The sequence below is a fragment of the Streptomyces sp. NBC_00158 genome (genome assembly GCF_045160885.1).
Taxonomy (GTDB): Bacteria; Actinomycetota; Actinomycetes; order Streptomycetales; family Streptomycetaceae; genus Streptomyces.
The window spans coordinates 388395-409636 of the sequence record NZ_CP108162.1; the positions used below are offsets into that span (position 1 = coordinate 388395).

The window sequence follows — 21242 nt, forward strand, 5'->3', positions numbered from 1 at the left end:
GAGCCGAACGAAAGGACAACCGTGAGCGAGCACGACACCCGCATCGCCGTCATCGGCCTCGCGGTACGGCTCCCGGGCGCCGAGGACGTCGTCGACCTGACGGCCCTGCTCGGCCGCGACGGGGCCGAGGTCGGCGAGGTCCCGCCGAGCCGGTGGGCCCCCGGACTGTACCGGGGCGAAGGGCCCCACCAGGGGACCCACCACCGGGGCGCGTTCCTGGTGGACCCGTTCTCCTTCGACCACGAGGCCTTCGGCATGACCGCCGAGGACGCCGTGTTCCTCGACCCCCAGCAGCGGGTGATGCTGGAGGTCGGCGCCCGGGCCCTGGAGGACGCCGGGTACCGGGGGGTGCGCCGCAGGCTCGACGCGGGCGTGTTCGTCGGCGCCCGCATGAACGGCTACGGGTTCGACCGGGGCCGGGGACAGGTCCCGCCCGGCACGCCGGGGGCCACCGGTGAGCCAGGGCCCGCCGCGCTGTGGGGGCGGTCGCAGAACTTCACGGCGGCCTGGCTGTCCGACCGCCTGGACCTGGCGGGCCCGAGCCTGGTGGTGGACACCGCCTGCTCCTCCTCGCTGTCGGCGGTCTGGCTGGCCTGCCAGAGCCTGGCGGCCGGGGCCTGCGAACTCGCCCTGGTCGGCGCGGTGGACCTGCTGATCGACCCGCTGACCTTCGTCCTCCTCTCCCGCACCGGGGCGCTCTCCCCGGACGGGCTGTGCCACACCTTCGACAGCAGGGCCAACGGCTACGTGCCCGGAGAGGGCGCCGCCGCCCTGGTGCTGAAGCCGATGCGGGCGGCGCTGGCCGACGGCGACGTCATCCTCGGAGCCGTCAGCGGGGTCGCCGTCAACAACGACGGCCGCACCATGGGCGTCACCACACCGAACCTGGAAGCCCAGATCGAGCTGCTGGACAAGGCCTACCGGACCATCGACCCGGCGACCGTCCAGTACGTGGAGGCGCACGGCACCGGCACCGCGATCGGCGACCCGATCGAAGTACGGGCGCTGACCGAGGTGTTCGCCCGCCACGGCGTCCCCCGCAACTCCGTGGCGCTCGGCTCGGTCAAGCGCCGCATCGGCCACCTGCACTCGGCATCGGGACTGGCCGGACTCGCGAAGATCATCGTCGCGCTGCGCGAGGGCACCGTCCCGGCCGTGGCGGTGGAGTCGCCCAACCCGCGCCTCAACCTCGCCGACAGCCCCTTCCACCTGCCCGGTACGAGCCTGCCCTGGCCGGACGCGCCGGTGCGCCGGGCCGCCGTGAGCGGATTCGGGTTCGGCGGCACCAACGCCCACGTCGTCGTCGAGGCCGCCCCCGCCCCGGCCGCGGCCCCCGCCCGGCCGGCGGACGGCGACCCGCGGCCCGCGCCCGTCCACGTACTGCCGCTGTCCGCCGACAGCCCGTACGCGCTCCGTGAACTCGTCGCGCAGTGGCTGGAGTTCCTCCCCACCCTCACGGACGGGCCCGGCGGACTCGGTGACGCGTGCGCCACGGCCCGCCTGGCCCGACCGCACCGCACCGAGCGGATCGCCGTCACCGGGGCGGACGCCGGCCGGCTCGCCGCCGCCCTGCGCGCCTGGCTCCTGGCACCCGCCGCCCCCGGCACCCACCGAGCCACCGTGTCGGTACGCCCCGAGGCGCTCGCGGGCCCGCCCGCGTGGCTGGTCGCCCTCGACGCCTCCTCCCCGGCCGTGCACGAGGTAGTCGGCCTGTTCGAAGCGGCCACCGGCACCCCGCTCGCCGCGTTCTCCGGAGAGCTGCTGCGGATCCTGTCCGCCGTCGCCCTCGCGATCGCCCTGCGCGACCTGGGGCTGCCCGAGGACGCGGTGGACCTGCCCCCGGGCTGGGAGGCGGTCGGGGACTTCGTACGGGGCCGCGTCCCGCTGGAGCGCGCACTGGCCGACGTCCTGCGCGACGACACCGACCCCTCCCGCCGGACGGACGACACCGGCGGCCCCGCAGACACCGACGCCGCCGCCCTCCTGGCCGGGGCCCGCGACGGCCGGGAGGTCACCGAGGTCCTCGCCGGCATCGCCGCCCGGCTCTTCCGGGCGGGCCGGGACATCGACTGGGCCGCGTACCAGCGGACCACCGGCGAGACGTGGAACAAGCGCCTGCTGCCCCACGCCCAGCAACGCGGCCGGGCACTGAACCTCGCGGAGCCGCTGCGCTCGGCCGAACCCGGGTCGCCCGCGGAGCTGGTGTCCGACGAAGGGGCGGCCGGGTACACCTACGCCCGGGTCTTCGGTCCGGCCGAAGCCCCCGTCGCCCAGCACGCCGTGTACCGCACGCTCATGCTCCCGGGCGTGGCCTGGTTCGACTTCCTGCGCGAGGGCGCGGCGCTGCGGGGCGACGCCTTCCACGGTGCGCGGGACGTCCTCTTCCACCGCCCGCTCATCGCGTCAGGGGCCCGCCGGGTCGTCTGCCGGGTCCTCGCGGACGGCGCCTTCAGGGTCGAGGACGGCGAGAGCGGGGAGCCCTACGTCACCGGCCGGCTCGTCACGGAGGACCCCTCCGGGCCGCCGCCTCCCGTCCCCCTCGACACCCTGCTGGCCGACTGCGCCCGCTCCACGGTGCACGCGGGCTCGGGCCTCTACCGGTGGCTGCGCCGGATCGGCTACCACCACGGCCGCTACTACCGGAACATCTCCTGGGTGGCGAGCCTCCCCGACGGCGGCACGCTCGCCCGCGTCGAGGGCGCCCGCCAGCGGGAGATGAACCCGCCCGGCGTGGAGCTGTTCCCCGGGCTCCTGGACAGCGTGACGGTCGCCGCGATCGACCCGGCGAACCCCGTGTTCGGCGCGACGGACGCCTCCGCGTTCATCCCGCTCTCGGTGGGCAGGCTGGACGTCCTCGGGCCGCTGGACGCCGCCGCCTACGTACGGACGGAGATCGCCTTCTGGAACGACGAGGCCTGCCGGGTCACCCAGACCGTCACCGACGAGGCGGGCACGCCCCTGCTGGTCTTCGGGGACATGTCGTCCAAGCGGGTGCCCGTCCGGGCGTTCAGCGCGGGGGAGGCGTCCGCGGCGTCCGAGCCGGCCGCACCGTCCGCGTCCGGGACACGGCCGGCACCGCAGCCGCCCGTGCCCGTTCCGGCACCGCCCCGCCCGGAGGCCCCTGCGGCCGGGGCAGTCCCGGCGGCTCCCGCGGCTGCGACCGGTTCCGCGGCGCCCGCGGCCCCTCCCGCCTCACCGTCCGCACGGGCGCTCGCCTGGTTCCTGGCCCTGACGGACACCCCTGCGGAGGACGCCGACACGGAGTTCCTGTCCGCCGGCTTCGACTCCGTCGGCCTGGTCGGGCTGAGCGAGCGCATCTCCCAGGAATACGGCGTGTCCCTGTACCCGACCGTCTTCTTCGAGTACCCGACCCCCCGGCAGTTCGCCGAGTTCCTCGTGGAGGAGGAGCCGGCACTCGTCGACGGGCTGGCCACCCCGGCGGCCCCGGCGGCCGCTACCGCCCCGGCCGCCCCGGCGGAGCCCGCACCGACGGCGCGGGCGGCGGCCGTCACGGCCACGCCGCGCGAGCCAGAGCCGCCGCGCGAGCCCGAGCCCACGCGCGCGGCCGAGCCCCCCGCGGCAGCCCCGGAACCCAGGCCGCGCGACGTCGCCGTCGTGGGCGCCGCGGTCAGGCTCCCCACCGCGGGCGACCTGACGGCCTTCGCCGAGCTCCTCGTCCAGGGCCGCGACACGGTCCGGCCGCTGCCCGAGGGCCGCCGGCAGGACGCGGACGGGCCGGTCCCGCACGCCTCGTTCCTGGACCGTGTCGACGAGTTCGACCCGGCACCCTTCCGGATCTCGGCCCGCGAGGCCCCCCTGATCGATCCGCAGGCGCGCATCGTCTACGAGACCGTCTGGGAGGCCCTGGAGGACGGCGGCCGGATCGGCTCGCGCTCCCACGGCCGTACCGGTCTGTGGATCGCGTACAGCCACGACCACTACCACGAGGAGAGGGTGCGCCACGGCGTCCCCGACGGCCGGGGCCTCGGCCTGGAGGCGATGATCGCCAACCGGCTGTCCTACCTGATGGACTGGCACGGCCCGAGCGGACTGGTCAACACCCTCTGCTCCTCCTCGCTGGTCGCCCTGCACTCGGCGCTCCAGCACCTGCGGACCGGCGACATCGACACCGCCGTGATCGGGGCCGTGCACGCCGGCATCAGCCCGGAGTACTTCCGCTCCATGGGCGACCTCATGGCCCTCTCGCCCCGGCACCGCAGCCGCGCCTTCGACAGCACCGCCGACGGCTTCGTCCCGGGCGAAGGAGCCGTGGCCGTGGTCCTGCGCCGGTACGACGACGCCGTGCGCGACGGCGACCGGATCCGGGGCGTGGTCAAGGGAGCCGCCGTCAACCACGGCGGCCGAACCACCCGCTACTCCGCACCCAGCCCGCGCGCCCAGGCGGACGTGATTTCCGCCGCGTTGCGTGATGCGGGGGTGCCGGTGGAGTCGATCGGTCTGGTCGAGGCGCACGGGACGGGCACCGGGTTGGGTGATCCGATCGAGGTGGAGGGCTTGACGCGTGCGTGGCGTGCTCTGACGGGTCGTTCGCAGTTCTGTGCGATCGGTTCGTTGAAGGGGAACGTGGGGCATCTGGAGCCGGCCGCGGGTTTGGCGGGGTTGGTGAAGGTGTTGCTGGCGATGGAGCACGGTGTGGTTCCGCCGTCGTTGCACGTGGTGCGGCCCAATGATCACATCCGGTTCGAGGAGTCGCCGTTCTATCTGGCGGACCGTGCTCTGGAGTGGCCGAGGAGTGGTGGTCCGCGTCGGGCGGCGGTGAGTGCGTTCGGGATGGGCGGTGTCAACGCCCACGTGATCGTCGAGGAGCCGCCTGCCACACCCGTACGGGAGGTGGTGGCGCAGGACTCGTACGTGGTACGGGTCAGCGCCGCCGACGAGACGGCACTGCGCAACCTCGCCGGCACCTACGCCGGGGGACTGGAGGGCGGGTCCGCACGGGAGACGGGGGACTTCGCCTTCACGGCGAACGCCGGGCGTGCCGGGCACCGCTTCCGGGCGGTGGTGCAGGGTGCGGATGCCGGTGAGCTGGCCGCCGGACTGAGGAGTGTGGCGGAGGGCCGGGTTCCGGCCTCCCGCACCGGGGGTGTTCCCGCCCCGAACGTGTTCGTGTTCACGGGGCAGGGGTCGCAGTACGCGGGTATGGGCCGTGGTCTGTACGCGGCGGAGCCGGTGTTCCGGGCGGCGTTGGAGGAATGTGCGGCTCTGCTGGTGCCGCATCTGGACGTGCCGCTCCTGGAGCTGTTGTTCGGTGGTGAGGCGGGCCGGCTGGACCGGACCGGGTATGCGCAGGTCGGGATCGTGTCGGTGCAGGTGGCTCTGGTGCGCTGGCTGGAGTCGGTCGGTGTCCGTCCGGACGCGGTGGCGGGTCACAGTCTGGGTGAGCTGACGGCGGCGTGGGTGGCGGGGGTGCTGCGGCTGGAGGACCTGCTGCGGTTGACGGCTCTGCGCGGGCGGTTGATGGAGGCGCAGCCGGGCCGGGGGGCCATGGCGGTGGTCCACGCGGACGCGGATGCGGTGGTGTCGGCTCTGGCGGGTTGTCCGGGTGTGGAGGTCGCGGCGTTCAACGCTCCGCGTGTGGTGACGGTTTCCGGGCCCGCGGACGCGGTCGCCGCGTTCCGTGAGGGTTCGGGGCTGCGGTCGACACCCATGGTGGTCAGCCACGCGTTCCACTCGGCGTTGATGGAAGGCGCGGTCGCCCCGTTCACCCAGGCGGTGGCGCAGGCCCCGTTGTCGGCTCCGGGGATCGCCTTCGCCTCGTCGGTGTCGGGCGGGTGGCATTCGCCCGAGACGGCCGTCGACCCCGCGTACTGGGGTCGCGCGATACGGGAGCCGGTGCGCTTCAGCGAGGCGGTGAGGACGCTCGCCGGACTGCGCGCGGGCGCGGTGTGGGAGATCGGTTCCCACCCCCAGCTGACCCCGCTCGCGCGGGCTTCCTGGGGCGAACCGCAGCCGCTGTGGCTGAACACCCTGCGCCGCGAGCGCACCGATCAGGCCGAACTGCACGCGGCCCTGGCCGCCTATGTGAACGGGACCCCGGCCGATCTGGACTGGCAGGGTCTGCACGCCGGCAAGGGGCAGCGCACGACCACCATCCCCACCTACCCCTTCAACCGCCAGCGGTTCTGGATATCCACCGACCCGCACGGCACGAGCAACAACACGAACAACGAGAACGAGACGAAGAGGCACCTCAACCATGGCTAGCGAATACGGACTGAAGCGACACTTCAACGGCGGGGCGGCACGCCTGATCGGCGACCGGATCCGAGCCGTCCACCCCGGGTTCGACGTGGAGGGATACGCGGCAGAGGTCGAGGCGCGCATTCCCGGCAAGGAGCTGAAGGACCGCGTCCTCGTCCTGGCCGAAGGGCTGCGCACCCGCCTGCCCGCCGGATACCCCGACGCCCTGCCGATCCTCCTGTCCGTCCTCGGCGACGAACTCGCCGAAGGCGAGGGCATGTTCAACGCCAGCTGGTACCTCATGCCGGTCGCCCGCTTCGTCGAGGAGTACGGGCTGGACCACCCCGAGGCGTCGCTGGACGCCATCGAGGAGATCACCAGGCGGCACACCGGCGAGTACGCGATCCGCCCCTACCTCGAACAGCACCACGTGCTGACGATGGAGCGCGTCGCGCGGTGGGCCCTGAGCCCCAGCCACAACGTGCGCCGCCTGGCGACCGAGGGCGTCCGCCCCCGGCTGCCCTGGGCCCGCACCCTGACCGTGTTCGTCAAGGACCCGCTGCCGGTCCTGGAGATCCTCGAACCCCTGCGCAGCGACCCCTCCGAGTACGTGCGCAAGTCCGTCGCCAACAACCTCAACGACATCTCCAAGGACCACCCCGACGTCGCGCTCGCGACCGCGCTGCGCTGGCTGGAGGAGAGCCCGACCCCTGAGACCAACTGGATCGTCAAGCACGGGCTGCGCACCCTCGTGAAGAAGGGCGACCAGCAGGCCCTGGCCATCCTCGGAGCGACGGGCGGCGAGCACGTCAGGGTGCCCCGGCTGCGGATCACCCCCGGGTCGGTGACCATCGGCGACACCCTCCTCATCGGCTTCGACATCGAGAACACCGACGACCGGCCGCACAGCATCGCCGTCGACTACGTGGTGCACCACGTGCGCAAGAACGGACGCAGCATCCCGAAGGTCTTCAAGCTGACCACCCTCGAACTCGGCGCCGGCGAGCGGCGGTCCCTGGAGAAGGCGCACGCCATCAAGGAAGTGCAGACCCGCCGGTACTACCCGGGCGAGCACAGCATCGACATCCAGGTGAACGGCCTCGTCCAGGCCACCGGACGATTCGACCTCCGCACATGAGCGGCCTCCGGTCACGCCTGCGCGCCGCCGACCCGCTCGTCTGCGACCACCGGATCGGCGGTGTCCCGGTCGTCCCCGCCGCCGCCCAGATCGACGCCGTGCTGTCGGCCTGCGACGCCGGACGCCCCGACTGCCAGTGGACCCTGGCGCAGGTCGCCTTCCGGGCGCCCCTGCTCGTGGCGGGGGCCGACGCCGAGATCGAGGTCCGTGCGGGCCAGGACGGCCGGTGCACGCTCCGTTCCGTCCGCCCGGAGGGCGACGGCGGCCCGGTCGAGCACAGCACCGCCCGGGCGTCCGCCAGCCCGCTCCGGCCGCCCCGCTACGTCGACGTGGCGGCGCTGCGGGCCGGCTGCACGGAGCAGGTGCCGCTGTCGGCGGTGACGGCGTGGCGCGAGGCGAGCGGGATCGCGTACGGGCCGGCCTACCGGGTGATCCGGTCGGCGTACCGCGGCCCGGACCGCATGGTGCTGATGCTCCGGACCGCCGACGGTCCGGAGGCGGCGTCGGCGTCCCCCTTCGTGCCGCCGCCGTTGCTCGACAGCGTCTTCCAGGCGCTCGGCATGCTCGACGACGGTACGGCCGGGGCGTGCCTGCCCTGGTACGTCGGCCGGCTGGTCGCGCGTCGGCGGATCTCCGGCACGGTCATCGCCCTGGTCGAGCGGGAGGAGCCGGCCGACGCCGGGAGCCGGGGCGGCGCCGTACGGGGACGGGCCATGGTCTGCAACCAGCAGGGGGAGGTGCTGCTGGAACTGGACCGCATCACCCTCAAGTCCGCCGGACACGCGGTGCCGGCGAGCACCGGGGAGCCGGCGGCCACCGCGGCGCCGCCGGTGGTGTCGTCCGCGACGCCGTCCGTGACGCCGTCCGAGGTGTCGTCCGTGGTGCCGTCGATCGAGACCGTCGTCTGGCGGGAGACCGGCCCGGCCGTCGCGCCGCCGCGAACGGGCGAGGGGTCCGTGCTGGTCGTGTCCGCACACCCCCTCCGCGGCCCGGAGGGCCGGCACCTCCTGCACCTGACCCCGGGTCAGCTCTCGGCCGGGGGCGAGGACGCCCTGCCGGCCGGCGCCGACGTCCGGGACGTGGTCTACGTGGCACCGCGCGGGCTCACCGGCGGGGCCGAGGTGACAGGCGCCCTTCAGGAGGTGTTCGCGCTGGTGCGCCGGCTCGCGGCCCGCCCGCCGATGCCCGCCCTGCTGATCGTCACCGCCGGCGCCCACCAGGTGACGGCGCGGGACCTCGTCGACCCCTTCATGACCGCCCTGTGGGGCCTCGGCCGCACGCTGCGGGTCGAGCACCCCCGCAGCGGAATCCGCCTCCTCGACCTGGGCGCCGGAGAACGGACCGGCCCCGGGGGCGAGGACGCCGCCGCCGTGTGGGAGGCGCTCGGCCGGGACCGGCCGGAACTCGCCCGGCGCGGCGACACCTGGTACGAACCCTCCCTGCAACCCCACGCGCCCGCGGGCGCCCCCCGCCCGGAGCACTACCGGGGCGGCCGCTTCCTGATCACCGGCGGCATGGGCGGCATCGGACTGCGCGTCGCCGAGTTCCTCGCCGCGGAGGGCTGCGCCCACCTGACCCTGGCCGGGCGGACCGTGCCCGACCGGGGACGGGCCCGAGAACGCCTCGACCGGCTCGCGCAGCGCTGCGACCTGGCCCTCGTCGCATCGGACGTCCGCAACCTGCGCGAGGCGCTGCCCGCCGACGCACGCTACGACGGGGTGTTCCACGGCGCCGGAGTGCTGCGCGACGGACTGGCGCGCGGCCTCACCCCGGAGCAGGTGGACGCCGTACTCGGACCCAAGATCGGGGGAGCGCACGCGCTCGCCGACCTGGTCTCCGGGTACGAAAGGCCCGCGTTCGTCGCCCTGTTCTCCTCGGTCGCGGCGGTACGGGCCAACCTCGGCCAGAGCGCCTACGCCGCGGCCAACGCCTACCTGGACGGCTACGCCGCCCGCCAACGCGCCGAGGGCCGGCCCTGGTACAGCCTCGGCTGGGGCCTGTGGACCGTCGGCATGGGCGAGTCCGTCGCCCCCAAGGCCGCCGCCCACGGCATCCCGGCCCTCACCGAGGACGACGGCATCGACCTGCTCCGCACGGCCCTGACCCGGCCACCCGCGCACTACGTTCTGTCCGCCGCCGCGAAAGCGAGGGAAGTAACCATGACCGCTCCCACGTCCGCCCCCGGACTGTGGCCGTCGCTCACCCGGGCGATCAGCCAGGTCCTGCTCGTCGACGGCGTGGCCGCCGAGGACGACCTGCTGGAGCTGGGCCTGGACTCGATGATGGCCGTCGAGCTGGCCGCGGCACTGACCCCCGACGGGCTCGACGTCGACCCGATGGCGTTCTTCGAGCACACCAACCTCGGCGCCCTGCTCGCCCACCTCGAATCGCTCCCGCGCGACCTCCCCGCCCCCACCACCCGGCCCGCCCCGACCGCCGCCCCCGTCCCCGCCCCAGTTGCTGCTCCCGCCCCGGTAGCCACCCTTGCCCCGGTTACGGCCCCCGCGCCGGTGCCCGCCCCCGCCCCGGTCGCGGCTCCCGCCCTGGCCGCTGCCCCCGCCCCGGTAGCCGCCCCCGCCCCGGTCGCCGCTCCGGCGCCGGTGTCCGTCCCCGCCCCGGCCCGCGAGGTGCCCGCGGCGGCTCCGCGGCACCGGCCGGCGGCCGCCGACTCCTTCGTCCCCGACTGGGACCGCTTCAGGGACGCGCCGCAGACCCCGCCCTCCCCCATCCCGGCGCCGGCCCCCGCCCCCGCCCCCGCCCCCACACCGGTACCGGCAGCGGCACCGGCGGCCGACCGGATACCGAGGCGGACCCTGCCCGGCCGGCTGGCCGACGCCCCCCACGGCCGCTTCCTCGACCGCCGCATCGACGCCCTGTCGGCGGAGGACCGCCTGATCGTCGCCAAGGACGAGTACTTCTACGAGCCCGTCATCGAGGAGGCGACCGGCCCCCGGATCAAGTTCGACGGCCGCTGGTTCCTGAACTTCGCCTCCTACAGCTACCTCGGACTCATCGGCCACGACTACATCGACGACCAGGTCCTGCGCGCCGTCGAGCGGCACGGCACCGGCGCCCACGGCGTACGCCTGCTGGCCGGCACCCTGCACCTGCACCGCGAGCTGGAACTGGCCCTGGCCCGCTTCCTCGGCACCGAGGACGCCATCGTCTTCTCCAGCGGCTACATGGCGAACGTGGCGACCGTCGGCGCCCTCGTGGGCCCCGGGGACTTCGTCATCGGCGACGTCTACAACCACGCCAGCATCCTGGACGGCTACCGGCTGTCCGGCGCCTCGGTCATCACCTACGCCCACAACGACCTCGCCGACCTGGAACGTGCCCTGCGCAAGGCGGGCGACGCCGGCCGCCTCGTCGTCACCGACGCCGTGTTCAGCATGGACGGCGACGTCGCCGACCTCCCCGGCATCGTGGAACTCTGCGAGCGCTACGACGCCCCGCTCATGGTCGACGAGGCGCACAGCCTGGGCGTGCTCGGCGACACCGGCCGAGGCATCACCGAGCACTTCGGCATCGACCCGGCACGGGTCGACGTCAAGATGGGCACCCTCTCCAAGACGGTGCCGAGCGCGGGCGGCTACGTCGCCGGGTCCCGCGACCTCGTCTTCGCGCTGAAGAACAACGCCCGGGGCTGGATGTTCTCGGCCGCGGCGACCCCCGCCCAGGTGGCGGCGGCGAAGGCCGCGGTCGAGGTGATGGCGGCAGCTCCGTCCCTCACCCGGGAACTGCGCGCCAAGACCACCCGCTACCGCGACCAGCTGCGCGCCCTCGGCTTCGACACCATGGCCAGCGAGACACCGGTGGTCCCGATCATCTGCACGTCCGCCGAGCAGGCGGGGGCGATGGCCCGGCTGTGCCAGCTCGACGGCCTCTTCGTCCAGCCGATCGTCTACCCGGCCGTGCCGCGCACCCTGCCCCGGCTGCGGACCATCGTCAACCTCAGCCACTCCGACGCCGACCTGGACGCGGCCGTCGTGACGCTGGAGAAGGCCGGCCGCGCCTGCGGCCTCATCAACTGAGCAACGCCACACCTCGCACCGCACCGCACCGCACCGCACTGCATCGCAACCGACCGGACGGACACCACCGTGCGCCGACCGCGCGCACGGCGACGAAGGGGGTACCGAGATGACCGACATAGACACCACGGCGTTCTTCGGAGCGGTTCTGAAGACCATCGCCTCGACCCGCAACCACGGCACCGACCCGGGAGAGTTCGCGTCCGGAGTGGTGGAGCCCACCGTGCGGATCCGCAGCTTCGAGAAGGAGGTCGGCGACCGTCGGCTCACCACCACCGAGGCCGGGGAGGTGCTCGGCCTGCTGGAGACCACGCTGCGCACCAAGCGCACGGCGGACGAGGAGCGCGAGTACTACCTCCAGTACATCGAGAAGGCCGCCGGGATCAGCCGGGCGTCGCTGGGCGCGTACGTCTGATGAGCGCCTCCCGTCTCGCGTGGTACAGCCACGAGATCTGCTTCTGGCACGACCCCGGTCCCGGATCGGGGTACGTGCCGGTCGGACCGGGCGTCGAGCCGCTGCGCCAGTTCGCGGTCGACCCGGACCTGCGGCGTGCCGAAGGACTGGTGAAGGCGTCGGGCGTACTGGACCGGTTCACCTGCCTCACCCCGGCGCCGGCCTCCGACGAGGACCTGCTGCTCGTGCACGTACCCGAACACGTCGAGCGGGTCGAGGCGGCCTCGGCCGCCGGCGCGGGTGACGCGGGGGTCTACGCGTACGTCAACTACCACAGCGCGCAGGCCGCACGGCTCGCCGTCGGAGCCTGCGTGGAGGCCGCCACCGGCGTCGTGGAGGGCCGCTTCGACCGGGCGTACTGCCTCGTGCGGCCGCCCGGCCACCACGCCGAGCCGGACCGGGCGATGGCCCTGTGCCTGTACAACAACCTCGCGGTGGCCGCCCGCGCCGCGCAGCGCCGCGGCGCGCGCCGGGTGATGATCCTGGACTGGGACGTCCACCACGGGAACGGCATCCAGCGGACCTTCTACGAGGACCCCGACGTGCTGTACGTGTCGGTGCACCAGGAGGGGCTGTTCCCGGCCGCGTCCGGTCTCGTACTGGAGACCGGCGCGGGCGCGGGAGCGGGCAGCACGCTCAACGTGCCGCTGCCCGCCGGCTCGGGCGAGGGCGCCTACCTCGCCGTGATGGACCGGATCGTGGAGCCGGCCGCCCGCACGTTCCGCCCCGACCTGATCCTGGTGGCGGCGGGGCTCGACGCGAGCGGTCACGACCCCATGGGCCGGATGCTGTGCACCAGCCGCACCTTCCACAGCATGACCTCGATGATGTGCCGGCTCGCCGGTGAACTGACCGGAGGCAGGATCGTCTTCGCCCACGAAGGCGGCTACTCGGCCTGGTACCAGCCGACGCTGGTCCTGGGCACGGCGACGGCGATCGCCGGTCTCCCCGCCCCGCAGGACCCCTTCCTGCACTCCCTGGAACACCTTCCCGGCCAGCGCCTCCAGCGGCACCAGGAACGCGTGATCACCCACCTGGAGGAACACCACCCCCTGCTGGCGGGCGCCACCTCCGGGACCGCGCCGAGGGCCGTGCCCGTACCCGCGGCGGCGTCCTCCAACGGGGGGCCGTGATGGCCGGCTGGTGGATGACCGTGGGCAGCGGTGCCCGCCGGGCGGCCGGCACCGGCCCGGTGCCGGGCCACCGGGTCCGCCCCCGGTTCCGGATCGTGGCGCTCCCGCACGCCGGCGGGTGGCCCTCCGCGTTCCGCTCCTGGTGGCAGGTGCTGGCCGAGGACGTCGAGTGCGTGATCGCCCAGCTGCCCGGCCGCGGCGCCCGGATCAACGAGCCGCCGCTGACCCGCGTCGAGCCGCTGGTCGAGGCCCTCGCACGGGACCTCGCGGAGCTGGAGCCGCTGCCGTACGCCGTCATCGGGCACAGCTTCGGCAGCGTCCTCGGATACGAACTCACCCGCGCCATGGAGCAGAAGGGACTGCCCCCCGCCGTGCTGGCCGTCTCGGCCCGCCAGCCGCCGTGCTTCCCCAGCGAACCCCCGTTCGCGCACCTGCGCGACGACGCCGAGCTGATGGGGCACCTGACGGACATCGGCGGGATGTCCCCGGGGCTGCTCGACCGCGCCGACCTGATGCGGCCGTCGCTCCGTGCGATCCGTGCCGACCTGGAGGCGATGGAGACCTACCGGCGCCCCCTGTCCGGAACCCGCGTCCCCATCCTGGCGCTCAGCGCGGTAGACGATCCGGTGGTCATCGACGACCGGATGCACCTGTGGTCGCTGGAGACCTCGGGCGGTTTCGGCCGGCAGACCTTCACCGGCGGCCACTTCTACCTCTACACCCCCGCCAACGCGGCGACGGTCGCCGCCCACCTCGTGCCCGGCCTCGACGGACCACGGTCGAGGACGCTCACCCCCGCACCCCCGCCCCACGACCGTGTCGGGCACCGATGAGCACCACCCCGAAAGGAAGCACCATGAGCACCCACACCGAAACCCCCTTACTGGCCGGCCCCCGGGAGTGGCTGGGCCTGGCCGTACTGGCGCTGCCCACCCTGCTGCTGTCCATCGACGTGAGCGTCCTGCACCTGGCGGTGCCGCACATCAGCCAGGGCCTGGACCCCTCCGCCTCGCAGATGCTGTGGATCATCGACATCTACGGCTTCCTGATCGCTGGCTTCCTGGTGACCATGGGGACGCTCGGCGACCGCATCGGCCGCCGCAAGCTGCTCCTCATCGGCGCGGCCGCGTTCGGTCTCGCCTCCCTGGCCGCCGTCTTCGCCGACGGCCCGGCCACGCTGATCGCGGCGCGGGCGGCGATGGGCATCGCCGGAGCCACGCTGATGCCCTCGACCCTCGCCCTGATCATCAACATGTTCGCCGACGCGCGGCAGCGCGGCGTGGCCATCGCCGTCTGGGTCACCATGTTCTCGGTCGGCATCGCCCTCGGCCCGGTGGTCGGCGGCGCCATGCTCGAGTACTTCTGGTGGGGTTCGGTCTTCCTGCTCGGCGTCCCCATCATGGCGCTGCTCCTGGTGGCGGGCCCCCTGCTGCTGCCGGAGTACCGCGACGAGGAGGCCGGCCGGCTCGACCTGGCCAGCGTGGTGCTGTCGCTCGCCGCGATCCTTCCGGTGATCTACGGCCTGAAGGAGATCGCCAACGAAGGGTTCGGCCCGGTCCCGCTCGGGACGCTCGTCGTGGGCCTGTTCCTCGGCGTGGTGTTCATCCGCCGGCAGCGCACGCTGGAGAGCCCGCTGCTGGACCTCGGCCTGTTCCGCAGCCGGACGTTCCGCACCGCGCTGGTGACGCTGCTGCTCAGCATGCTCGTGGCCGGCGGCACCTACCTGACGGTGACGCAGTTCCTCCAGCTCGTCGGCGGACTGTCCCCGATGGAGGCGGGCCTGTACCTGCTGCCCGCGGCCTTCGCGCTGATCGTGACGGCGGTGGTGTCCCCGATGGCGGCGGCCAGGTTCCGTCCCGCGTACGTCGTCGCCGCCGGCCTGGCCCTGTCCGGCATCGGTCACCTGGTGCTGAGCACCGCCGACAGCTCCTCGGGCATCGCCCAGGTGGTGACCGGCTTCGCCCTCGTCTACGCCGGAGGCGGTCCGCTGATCGCCCTGGGCACGGACATCGTCGTCGGATCGGCCCAGCCCGAGCAGGCCGGATCGGCCGCGGCCCTCTCCGAGACGAGCACCGAACTCGGCATGGCGCTGGGCGTGGCCCTGCTCGGCAGCCTCGGGACCGCCGTGTACCGCAGCGGGGTGGACGTCCCCGCGGGTGTGCCACAGTCCGCCGGTGACACGCTCGCCGGAGCGGTCGAGGCGGCGCAGGGGCTCTCCGGGGACGCGGCGGCCACCCTGCTGGCCTCCGCCCGGGAAGCCTTCGCCAATGGCCTGAACCTCATCGCCGGCATCGGGGCGCTCCTGGCGCTCGCCTCCGCCGTACTGGTGGCTGTCGTCATCAAGCTGCCGGCCACCGCAGCGGACGGGGACCCCGCCGCCGCGGACGCTCCGGCCGACGGCGCCGTCCCCGCCGTCAACGTGGAGGCGTGAGTCGCCCCACGCCGGCGTGCGGCCCGCGTCGTCCCACGGCGCGGGCCGCACCCGTCAGACCCCGGCCCCGGAACCGTCCTGGTGGGCGGCGGCGTAGGGGGCCGTGGGGGCGATGGGGGTGATGACGTCGATCAGCACCCCGTCGGGGGCGGCCACGATGAAGTGCCTCTGACCGAACGCCTCACTGCGCAGCGGGAGTTCGGGACGCAGCCCGGCCCCGTCCACGAGGCGCTCGTACTCGGCGTCCACGTCGGCCACCTCGAAGTTGAGGAGCAGCCCCCGCGCCGGCCGCCGGAAGGCCTCCGGCACGGTCTCGTGCCCAGCCGAGACCAGGGCGAGCTCGTAGTGCGGCGGCTCGGGCCGCCGCAGGCTGACGTACCAGTCGCTGCTGTAGGTCGTCTCGAATCCGAACAGCGAGGTGTAGAACGCCACGGACTCGCCGAGCCGCTCGGTGCAGAGCACGGGATAGAAGCTGGTCAGGGAAGAAGGGACCATCGCGGAACCGAACCAATCTAAGCCGGACATACGGTCGTATCGTCCCAACGATGCGCCCGCCCCGTGCGTCACGCCCGTCCCGCTCGACGGGCCCTGGCCGGAAACCGTCCATGTCGCTTGCGCAGCACCCTTGTTGGGGCCCGAGGGCCCGTGTTGACACGCCGAACGGCATGTCACTAGCGTCAGTTCGCATACTGTTGGTACGCGAACGGAGATGGCGTTCCATGCTGAGCAGCTTCTGTCCCGTGATCTGCACCTCGCGGCCGGAGGAATCCCGCAGCTTCTACAACAGACTGTTCGGTTTCACCGCCACCCGCATGACCCCGTGGCAGACCGGCCTCAGCCGCCCCGGCTCGCCGCGCCACGAGCTCGCCCTGCTCGACCACGCGCACCCGGACCTGCCCGAAGCCCTCCGCCGACCGGTGCGCGCCGTACGGCTCACCCTCACGGTGGAGGACCGGCCGCAGGAGTGGGCGCGCCTCGCCGCCCTGGGGGCGGTGGGACACCCGGGCGGGAAACACCTGGTCGTCACCGACCCCAGCGGAGTCCGCATCGACATCGTCCCGTCGACCTGACGGGACCTCACCTCACTGCACCCGCAGCGCCTCCAGCATCCGCGCCAGCGCCCGCCAGGTGTCCTCCATGTCCGCGGGACCCTCCGACGCCGCCAGCCACAGGACCGCCTCGTTCATCGCCCCCGACAGCAGGTGCGTGAGCGGCGCCACCGGCTGGGCGGGAATGGTGCCCTCCGCCATCAGGACGGTGAGCGCCTCCGCCAGGTGGCGGCCCGAGGTGGCCTCGTTCATCGCCCTCCACTCCCGCCAGCCGAGCACCGCCGGCCCGTCGACGAGCATGATGCGCTGGAGCGCGGGGTCCGTGGAGGCGCTCAGGAAGGCCCGGCACCCCGAGACGAGCTGGTCCCAGGCGTGCGGCCGGGCGTCCGCGGCCGCCGCCACCTGCGCGGCGACCTCCTGCTGCACCTCCTCCAGCACCGCCCGGAACAGCTCCGCCTTGCTGCCGAAGTGGTGGTAGAGCGCCCCCTTGGTGACCCCGGCGGCCCGTCCGATCTCCGACAGCCCCACGCAGGCGTAGCCCAGGGCGGAGAAGAGCCGCCGGCTCTCCAGGAGCAGGGTCTGCCGCGTCTGCTCGCGCTGCCGCGCCCGAACCCCGTTCCTCATGGTGGTGCCCCCCGTCCCAGGCCCGTCGAAGCCCTGGGCACAACATACTTCGCGGCCGCCGTGCCCCTGTCCGTCGGTATCAGCACGCATCCGGGTGGGGAGGGGACACGTAGATCGCGGACAGCACCCCGTCGCCGCTCACCGTGACCGGGACGGGGGCGGTCGTGTCCAGCAGCTTCAGGTCGTACGGCAGGTCCCGCAGAGAGAGGTCCTCGCCGAGGTAGGCCACCGAGACCGTGCCGCGACAGGCGGAGGGCCCCGGCGGCGCGGTCTCGGGCACCCGGCCGTCCTGCGGGCCGGCCGCGTGGGAGGCGGCGCCGATCAGGGTGTACGAGTACTCGTAACGGGCCCCGCTGACGACGTTGGCCTCACGCGTCTTCTTCAAGTCGACCCAGTAGTGCGCGAGTTTGACCGCGACCGCCTCGCACGGGCGCCTGATGTCCTCCGGGGTGAAGTTCAGGCCGGAGGAGTCCAGCGTCAGACCCTTGGTCTGGTAGCCCCCGCTGGTGCTGCGCAGTTCCTTCAGGTACCCGGTCAGCTGCTCGACGACCATGCCGGCGGTCCGCACGCACTCCTTGGGCGCGGTGGACGAAGGGCTCGCGGCCGGGGCGGCGGACCCGGTGGCGGGCGTGTAGTGCGCGAGCCCGGAGGGCGTGGGAGCCGGAACCCGGGCGGCAGCCCCGCCGCCACCCCCTGAACATCCCGAGAGCGCCGCCAGCACGGCCACGAGGCCGGCGGGCAGTACGAACAGCGCACGCGCGCGGTGCATGTGTCCCCCTGGTGCGGATCGAGACGGCTTCGCCAGGCGGATCCTCTCAAGCCCGGAAGAACACGCGCAGGCGTTCGGACCAGGAACCGGGGCGGGGCAGGACCCGGTCGACCGCGCCGACGGTGTGGAGCCGTGCGGACGGGTCATTCCTCGTTGAGCCAGCCGCACACGTAGTACTGCTGGTCCGCGGCCCTCTCGATGATCCACTGGTTGAGGACGTCACCCGCGAGCGCACCGGTTTCGGGGTCCCGCCGGGTGATCCTCGCTTCCACGCTGAGCTCGCTCCGGCCCGGCGGGATCTCGTAGTGCAGGAGTTCCCAGCGGTCCACGAAGTATCCGTTGAGGGCGAACCCGAGCAGGGTCGAACGGAGCCGTGGGCACGTACCCCGGCGCAGCGACGTCATGTCGTGGTCGGCCAGCCCGTTCATGTAGAGGGTGAAGACGCGCTCGATGGCCTGCCGGTCCAGGGGCGTGCGGGTCGGCACGGGCGTGGGAGTCGGTGTGGGCGTCGGCGTCGGCGTCGGCGCGGGGCTGGAGCCGGGGCCGGACGTGGCGACCGACGGGGTGGGCTCGGCAAGGGGGGAGGACGAGGGCCGGGACGGCCGACCGGGCGTGACGGCCTCGGCCGAGCGGGCGGGGCCGGCGCCGTCCGAGGCTCCGGAGTCCGGTAACCACCAGGGCACCGCGACCAGGACGGCCACGACCGCCGCCAGGCCGCCCAGCACGTAGCGCCATCGCGCGGCGGCGCGGCCGGCATCCGGCGGCGCGGCCGCCCCCAGCCGCAGCGTGCCCGAGCCCGCGGGGCCCGGCCGGGAGGGCTCGGCCGCGCCCGCCGGTCCGGCGAGAAGCCCGTACGCCTCCTCGGCGGTGAGACGCTGCGCCGGGTCCTTCCGGAGCAGCCCCGTCAGCACGGGGGCGAGCTCCCCGGCGCGGACGGCGGGGGCGGGATCCTCGGTGGCCACGGCGGCGAAGACGGCCCAGGAGCCGGAGCCGCCGAACGGAGGACGTCCCTCCACGGCGGTGTACAGGGTCACGCCCAGGGACCACAGGTCGGATTCCGCGGTCGCCGGGAGACCGCGCATCTGCTCGGGGGACATGTAGACCGGGGTCCCCATGACCGCCCCCGAGCGGGTCAGACCCGGCTCGCCCTCCACGGCCGCGATCCCGAAGTCGGTCAGTACCACCCGGTCGCCTTCGAGCAGGACGTTGGCGGGCTTGATGTCCCGGTGGACCACGCCCGTCGCGTGCACGGCGCGCAACGCGTCCAGAACCTGCCGGCCGATCACGGCCGTACGGGCGGGCGCGAGCGGGCCGTCCTCCTTGACGAGGTCGTCCAGGGAGCGGCCGCGGACGAGCTCCATCACGATCCACGGGCGGCCGTCCTCGTCGGCTATCCGGTCGTGGACTGTGATCACCCCCGGGTGTTTCAGCCTGGCGGCCGCACGCGCCTCGCGGTCCAGCCGGGCGATCCACGCCTGCCGCCGGGAAGCGTCGAGGTCCTCGGGCAGCCGGAGCTCCTTGAGCGCGACCTCCCGGTCGAGTTGCTCGTCGTGCGCCCGCCACACGGTCCCCATGCCGCCCTGGCCGAGCAGTGCGGCCAGCCGGTACCGGCCGGCCAGCAGTCGTCCGCGATCGTCAGTCACGACCGGGAACCTAACCCAACGCCTCCGGCGAGGAGAACGCCGCCCCCGTGCCGGTCGTGCCGGTCGTCTGTCGGTGGCCTGCCGGTGCTGTCGGTGCGATGTCGGACGGGGCTGACACCGTTCGAGAGGTCCTGGCCGGACGACCGTCCGGCCAGGGGACAAGAGGAGGGGAACCCTCGTGCATGACGTACTGATCGTGGGAGCCGGTCCGGTGGGCCTGGCTCTGGCTTGCGAGCTCGGCCTCGCGGGCTGTTCCGTATTGGTGCTCGAACGGGAGCCGGGGGTCGGCTCCCCGTTACGGTCGGCCCCGCTCGGCAGGCGCGGGCTGTCCGCCGCCTCGGTGGAGGCGTTCTACCGGCGCGGACTGCTGGAACCGCTGCTGACGGCGTCGGGCGCGCAAGAGGTGTTCGGTGCGGCCCCCGACGAGGGTGCGCCGACGCGCCCCCGGCTGGTCGGCCACTTCGCCGGCATGATGATCGACGGGGACCAGGTCGACGTCACGGCCCTCCCGTTCCGGCTTCCCGGCCCGGCGCCCGAAGCCGTGATGACGGACCTCGAAGCGGTCGAGACGGTGCTGTCCGGGCAGGCGTCCAAACTCGGCGTGGAGATCAGGCGCGGCGTCACGGTCTCGGCCGTCACCCAGAACGGCGACAGCGTGGTCGCACGAGCCGGCGCGGACGCGTACGAGGCGCGCTGGCTGGTCGGCTGCGACGGCGGACGCAGCACGGTGCGCAGGCTCGCGGACTTCGAATTCCTCGGCACCGAACCGGAGTTCACCGGCTACACCATGCAAGCCGCTCTCGCCGATCCCGAGAGCCTGCGCCCCGGGTTCCACCTCACGCCGACGGGCATGTACCTCCGGCTGCCCGCCGACGGGCACATCGCCATGATGGACTTCGACGGCGGTGCGTTCGACCGTTCACAGCCGCTGACCCGCGACCACCTCCAGGCGGTCCTGCGCCGCGTGTCCGGCATCGACGTGACGATCGGAGAGGTCCGCATCGCGTCGAGCTTCACCGACCGGGCGATGCAGACGACGTCCTACCGGCGGGGACGCGTCCTCCTCGCGGGCGACGCCGCCCACATCCACTCCCCCCTCGGCGGCCAGGGGCTGAACACCGGCATCGGCGACGCCGTGAACCTGGGGTGGAAGCTCGCGGCGACCGTGCACGGGCACGCGCCGGACGCGCTCCTCGACACCTACGCCGACGAGCGCCATCCGATCGGTGCGGCGGTGCTCGACTGGTCGCGCGCCCAGGTGGCGACCATGAGGCCCGAACCGTACGCCCAGGCGATCCAGGCGGTGGTCCGCGCTCTCATAGGGACCCGTGACGGAGCGGCCTACGTCTTCGGGAAGCTGTCGGGATCGTGGATCCGCTACGACCTCGGCAGCGGGCACCCGCTGGTCGGCCGCAGCGCCCCCGACTTCCGCCTTGACGACGGCACCCGCCTCGGCGACCTCATGGAGGACGGACGCGGCGTCGTGCTCGACTTCAGCGCCGACCGGCGCCTGCGCGCTCCGGTCACCGGCTGGGAAGGCCGCATCCGCTACGCGGCCGGGACACCGGAGGACGACCTCGGCTTGGGCGCCGTACTCGTCCGGCCGGACGGCGTGGTCGCCTGGGCAGGGGATCGCCACCCCGACCGCGAGGAGTTCGAGCGGACCGTCCGCCGCTGGTTCGGCGCTCCGACCCCGGCCGGGACCCTCCCCACCGCCGGACCCGTTCCGTCCTGAGGACGCGCGGCCGGGCCGCGCACGGCCCGGC

General features: G+C 73.8%; 13 protein-coding genes. 9 read left to right on the forward strand and 4 right to left on the reverse strand.

The genetic code is table 11. The annotated features are described in order from the left end of the window. Positions 1-21 precede the first annotated feature (21 nt). The 7 genes from OG553_RS36975 to OG553_RS37005 all read left to right on the forward strand — a co-directional run bounded on the left by OG553_RS36975 (position 22) and on the right by OG553_RS37005 (position 15391). Positions 22-6225 carry a beta-ketoacyl synthase N-terminal-like domain-containing protein gene (locus OG553_RS36975; protein WP_331728485.1) on the forward strand — a complete coding sequence of 2068 codons (6204 nt, stop codon included), beginning with the start codon at positions 22-24 and terminating at the stop codon, positions 6223-6225. Beyond that, positions 6218-7339: a DNA alkylation repair protein gene (locus tag OG553_RS36980; protein WP_331728487.1), complete on the forward strand. Its 1122-nt coding sequence runs from the start codon at positions 6218-6220 to the stop codon at positions 7337-7339. The genes OG553_RS36975 and OG553_RS36980 overlap by 8 nt, the downstream gene beginning before the upstream one ends. Next, positions 7336-11373 carry a bifunctional SDR family oxidoreductase/pyridoxal phosphate-dependent aminotransferase family protein gene (locus OG553_RS36985; protein ID WP_331728489.1) on the forward strand — a complete coding sequence of 1346 codons (4038 nt, stop codon included), beginning with the start codon at positions 7336-7338 and terminating at the stop codon, positions 11371-11373. Before OG553_RS36980 ends, OG553_RS36985 begins: the two co-directional genes overlap by 4 nt. Before the next feature lie 109 nt (positions 11374-11482). Then, complete coding sequence (locus tag OG553_RS36990) at positions 11483-11788, forward strand: hypothetical protein (RefSeq protein ID WP_331728491.1); 306 nt, start codon at positions 11483-11485, stop codon at positions 11786-11788. Then, entirely contained in the window at positions 11788-12960 is a 1173-nt protein-coding gene (locus OG553_RS36995) for a class II histone deacetylase (protein ID WP_331728493.1), read from the forward strand. The genes OG553_RS36990 and OG553_RS36995 overlap by 1 nt, the downstream gene beginning before the upstream one ends. Then, positions 12960-13793 carry a thioesterase domain-containing protein gene (locus OG553_RS37000; RefSeq protein ID WP_331728495.1) on the forward strand — a complete coding sequence of 278 codons (834 nt, stop codon included), beginning with the start codon at positions 12960-12962 and terminating at the stop codon, positions 13791-13793. The genes OG553_RS36995 and OG553_RS37000 overlap by 1 nt, the downstream gene beginning before the upstream one ends. A gap of 23 nt (positions 13794-13816) precedes the next feature. After that, positions 13817-15391, forward strand: coding sequence for an MFS transporter (locus OG553_RS37005; protein WP_331728496.1), 1575 nt, complete (start codon positions 13817-13819; stop codon positions 15389-15391). A 54-nt stretch (positions 15392-15445) separates the two neighbouring features. Here OG553_RS37005 and OG553_RS37010 read toward each other — a convergent pair whose 3' ends face one another. Further along, entirely contained in the window at positions 15446-15886 is a 441-nt protein-coding gene (locus OG553_RS37010) for a VOC family protein (RefSeq protein ID WP_331728717.1), read from the reverse strand. 224 nt (positions 15887-16110) lie between these two features. Between OG553_RS37010 and OG553_RS37015 the strand changes: the two genes are divergently transcribed. Further along, positions 16111-16461: a VOC family protein gene (locus OG553_RS37015; protein ID WP_331728498.1), complete on the forward strand. Its 351-nt coding sequence runs from the start codon at positions 16111-16113 to the stop codon at positions 16459-16461. 12 nt (positions 16462-16473) lie between these two features. On the opposite strand, the gene OG553_RS37020 is transcribed toward OG553_RS37015, so the two are convergent. From OG553_RS37020 to OG553_RS37030, 3 genes are all read right to left on the reverse strand, one after another. After that, a complete protein-coding gene (locus OG553_RS37020) occupies positions 16474-17064 on the reverse strand; it encodes a helix-turn-helix domain-containing protein (protein ID WP_331728500.1) in 591 nt (196 codons plus the stop codon). 79 nt (positions 17065-17143) lie between these two features. Next, entirely contained in the window at positions 17144-17833 is a 690-nt protein-coding gene (locus tag OG553_RS37025) for a hypothetical protein (protein WP_331728502.1), read from the reverse strand. Between the two features lie 143 nt (positions 17834-17976). Then, on the reverse strand, positions 17977-19476 hold the full coding sequence (locus tag OG553_RS37030) for a protein kinase domain-containing protein (RefSeq protein ID WP_331728504.1): 1500 nt from the start codon (positions 19474-19476) through the stop codon (positions 17977-17979). Between the two features lie 178 nt (positions 19477-19654). On the opposite strand from OG553_RS37030, the gene OG553_RS37035 reads away from it, so the two are divergent. Then, entirely contained in the window at positions 19655-21211 is a 1557-nt protein-coding gene (locus tag OG553_RS37035) for an FAD-dependent monooxygenase (protein ID WP_331728506.1), read from the forward strand. The last annotated feature ends 31 nt before the right edge of the window (positions 21212-21242 follow it).

Coding starts and splice junctions, on each gene's coding strand:
- OG553_RS36980 (WP_331728487.1), top strand. CDS start 6,218: ATGGCTAGCGAATACGGACTGAAGCGACACTTCAACGGCGGGGCGGCA.
- OG553_RS36985 (WP_331728489.1), top strand. CDS start 7,336: ATGAGCGGCCTCCGGTCACGCCTGCGCGCCGCCGACCCGCTCGTCTGC.
- OG553_RS36990 (WP_331728491.1), top strand. CDS start 11,483: ATGACCGACATAGACACCACGGCGTTCTTCGGAGCGGTTCTGAAGACC.
- OG553_RS36995 (WP_331728493.1), top strand. CDS start 11,788: ATGAGCGCCTCCCGTCTCGCGTGGTACAGCCACGAGATCTGCTTCTGG.
- OG553_RS37000 (WP_331728495.1), top strand. CDS start 12,960: ATGGCCGGCTGGTGGATGACCGTGGGCAGCGGTGCCCGCCGGGCGGCC.
- OG553_RS37005 (WP_331728496.1), top strand. CDS start 13,817: ATGAGCACCCACACCGAAACCCCCTTACTGGCCGGCCCCCGGGAGTGG.
- OG553_RS37010 (WP_331728717.1), bottom strand. CDS start 15,886: ATGGTCCCTTCTTCCCTGACCAGCTTCTATCCCGTGCTCTGCACCGAG.
- OG553_RS37015 (WP_331728498.1), top strand. CDS start 16,111: ATGCTGAGCAGCTTCTGTCCCGTGATCTGCACCTCGCGGCCGGAGGAA.
- OG553_RS37020 (WP_331728500.1), bottom strand. CDS start 17,064: ATGAGGAACGGGGTTCGGGCGCGGCAGCGCGAGCAGACGCGGCAGACC.
- OG553_RS37025 (WP_331728502.1), bottom strand. CDS start 17,833: ATGCACCGCGCGCGTGCGCTGTTCGTACTGCCCGCCGGCCTCGTGGCC.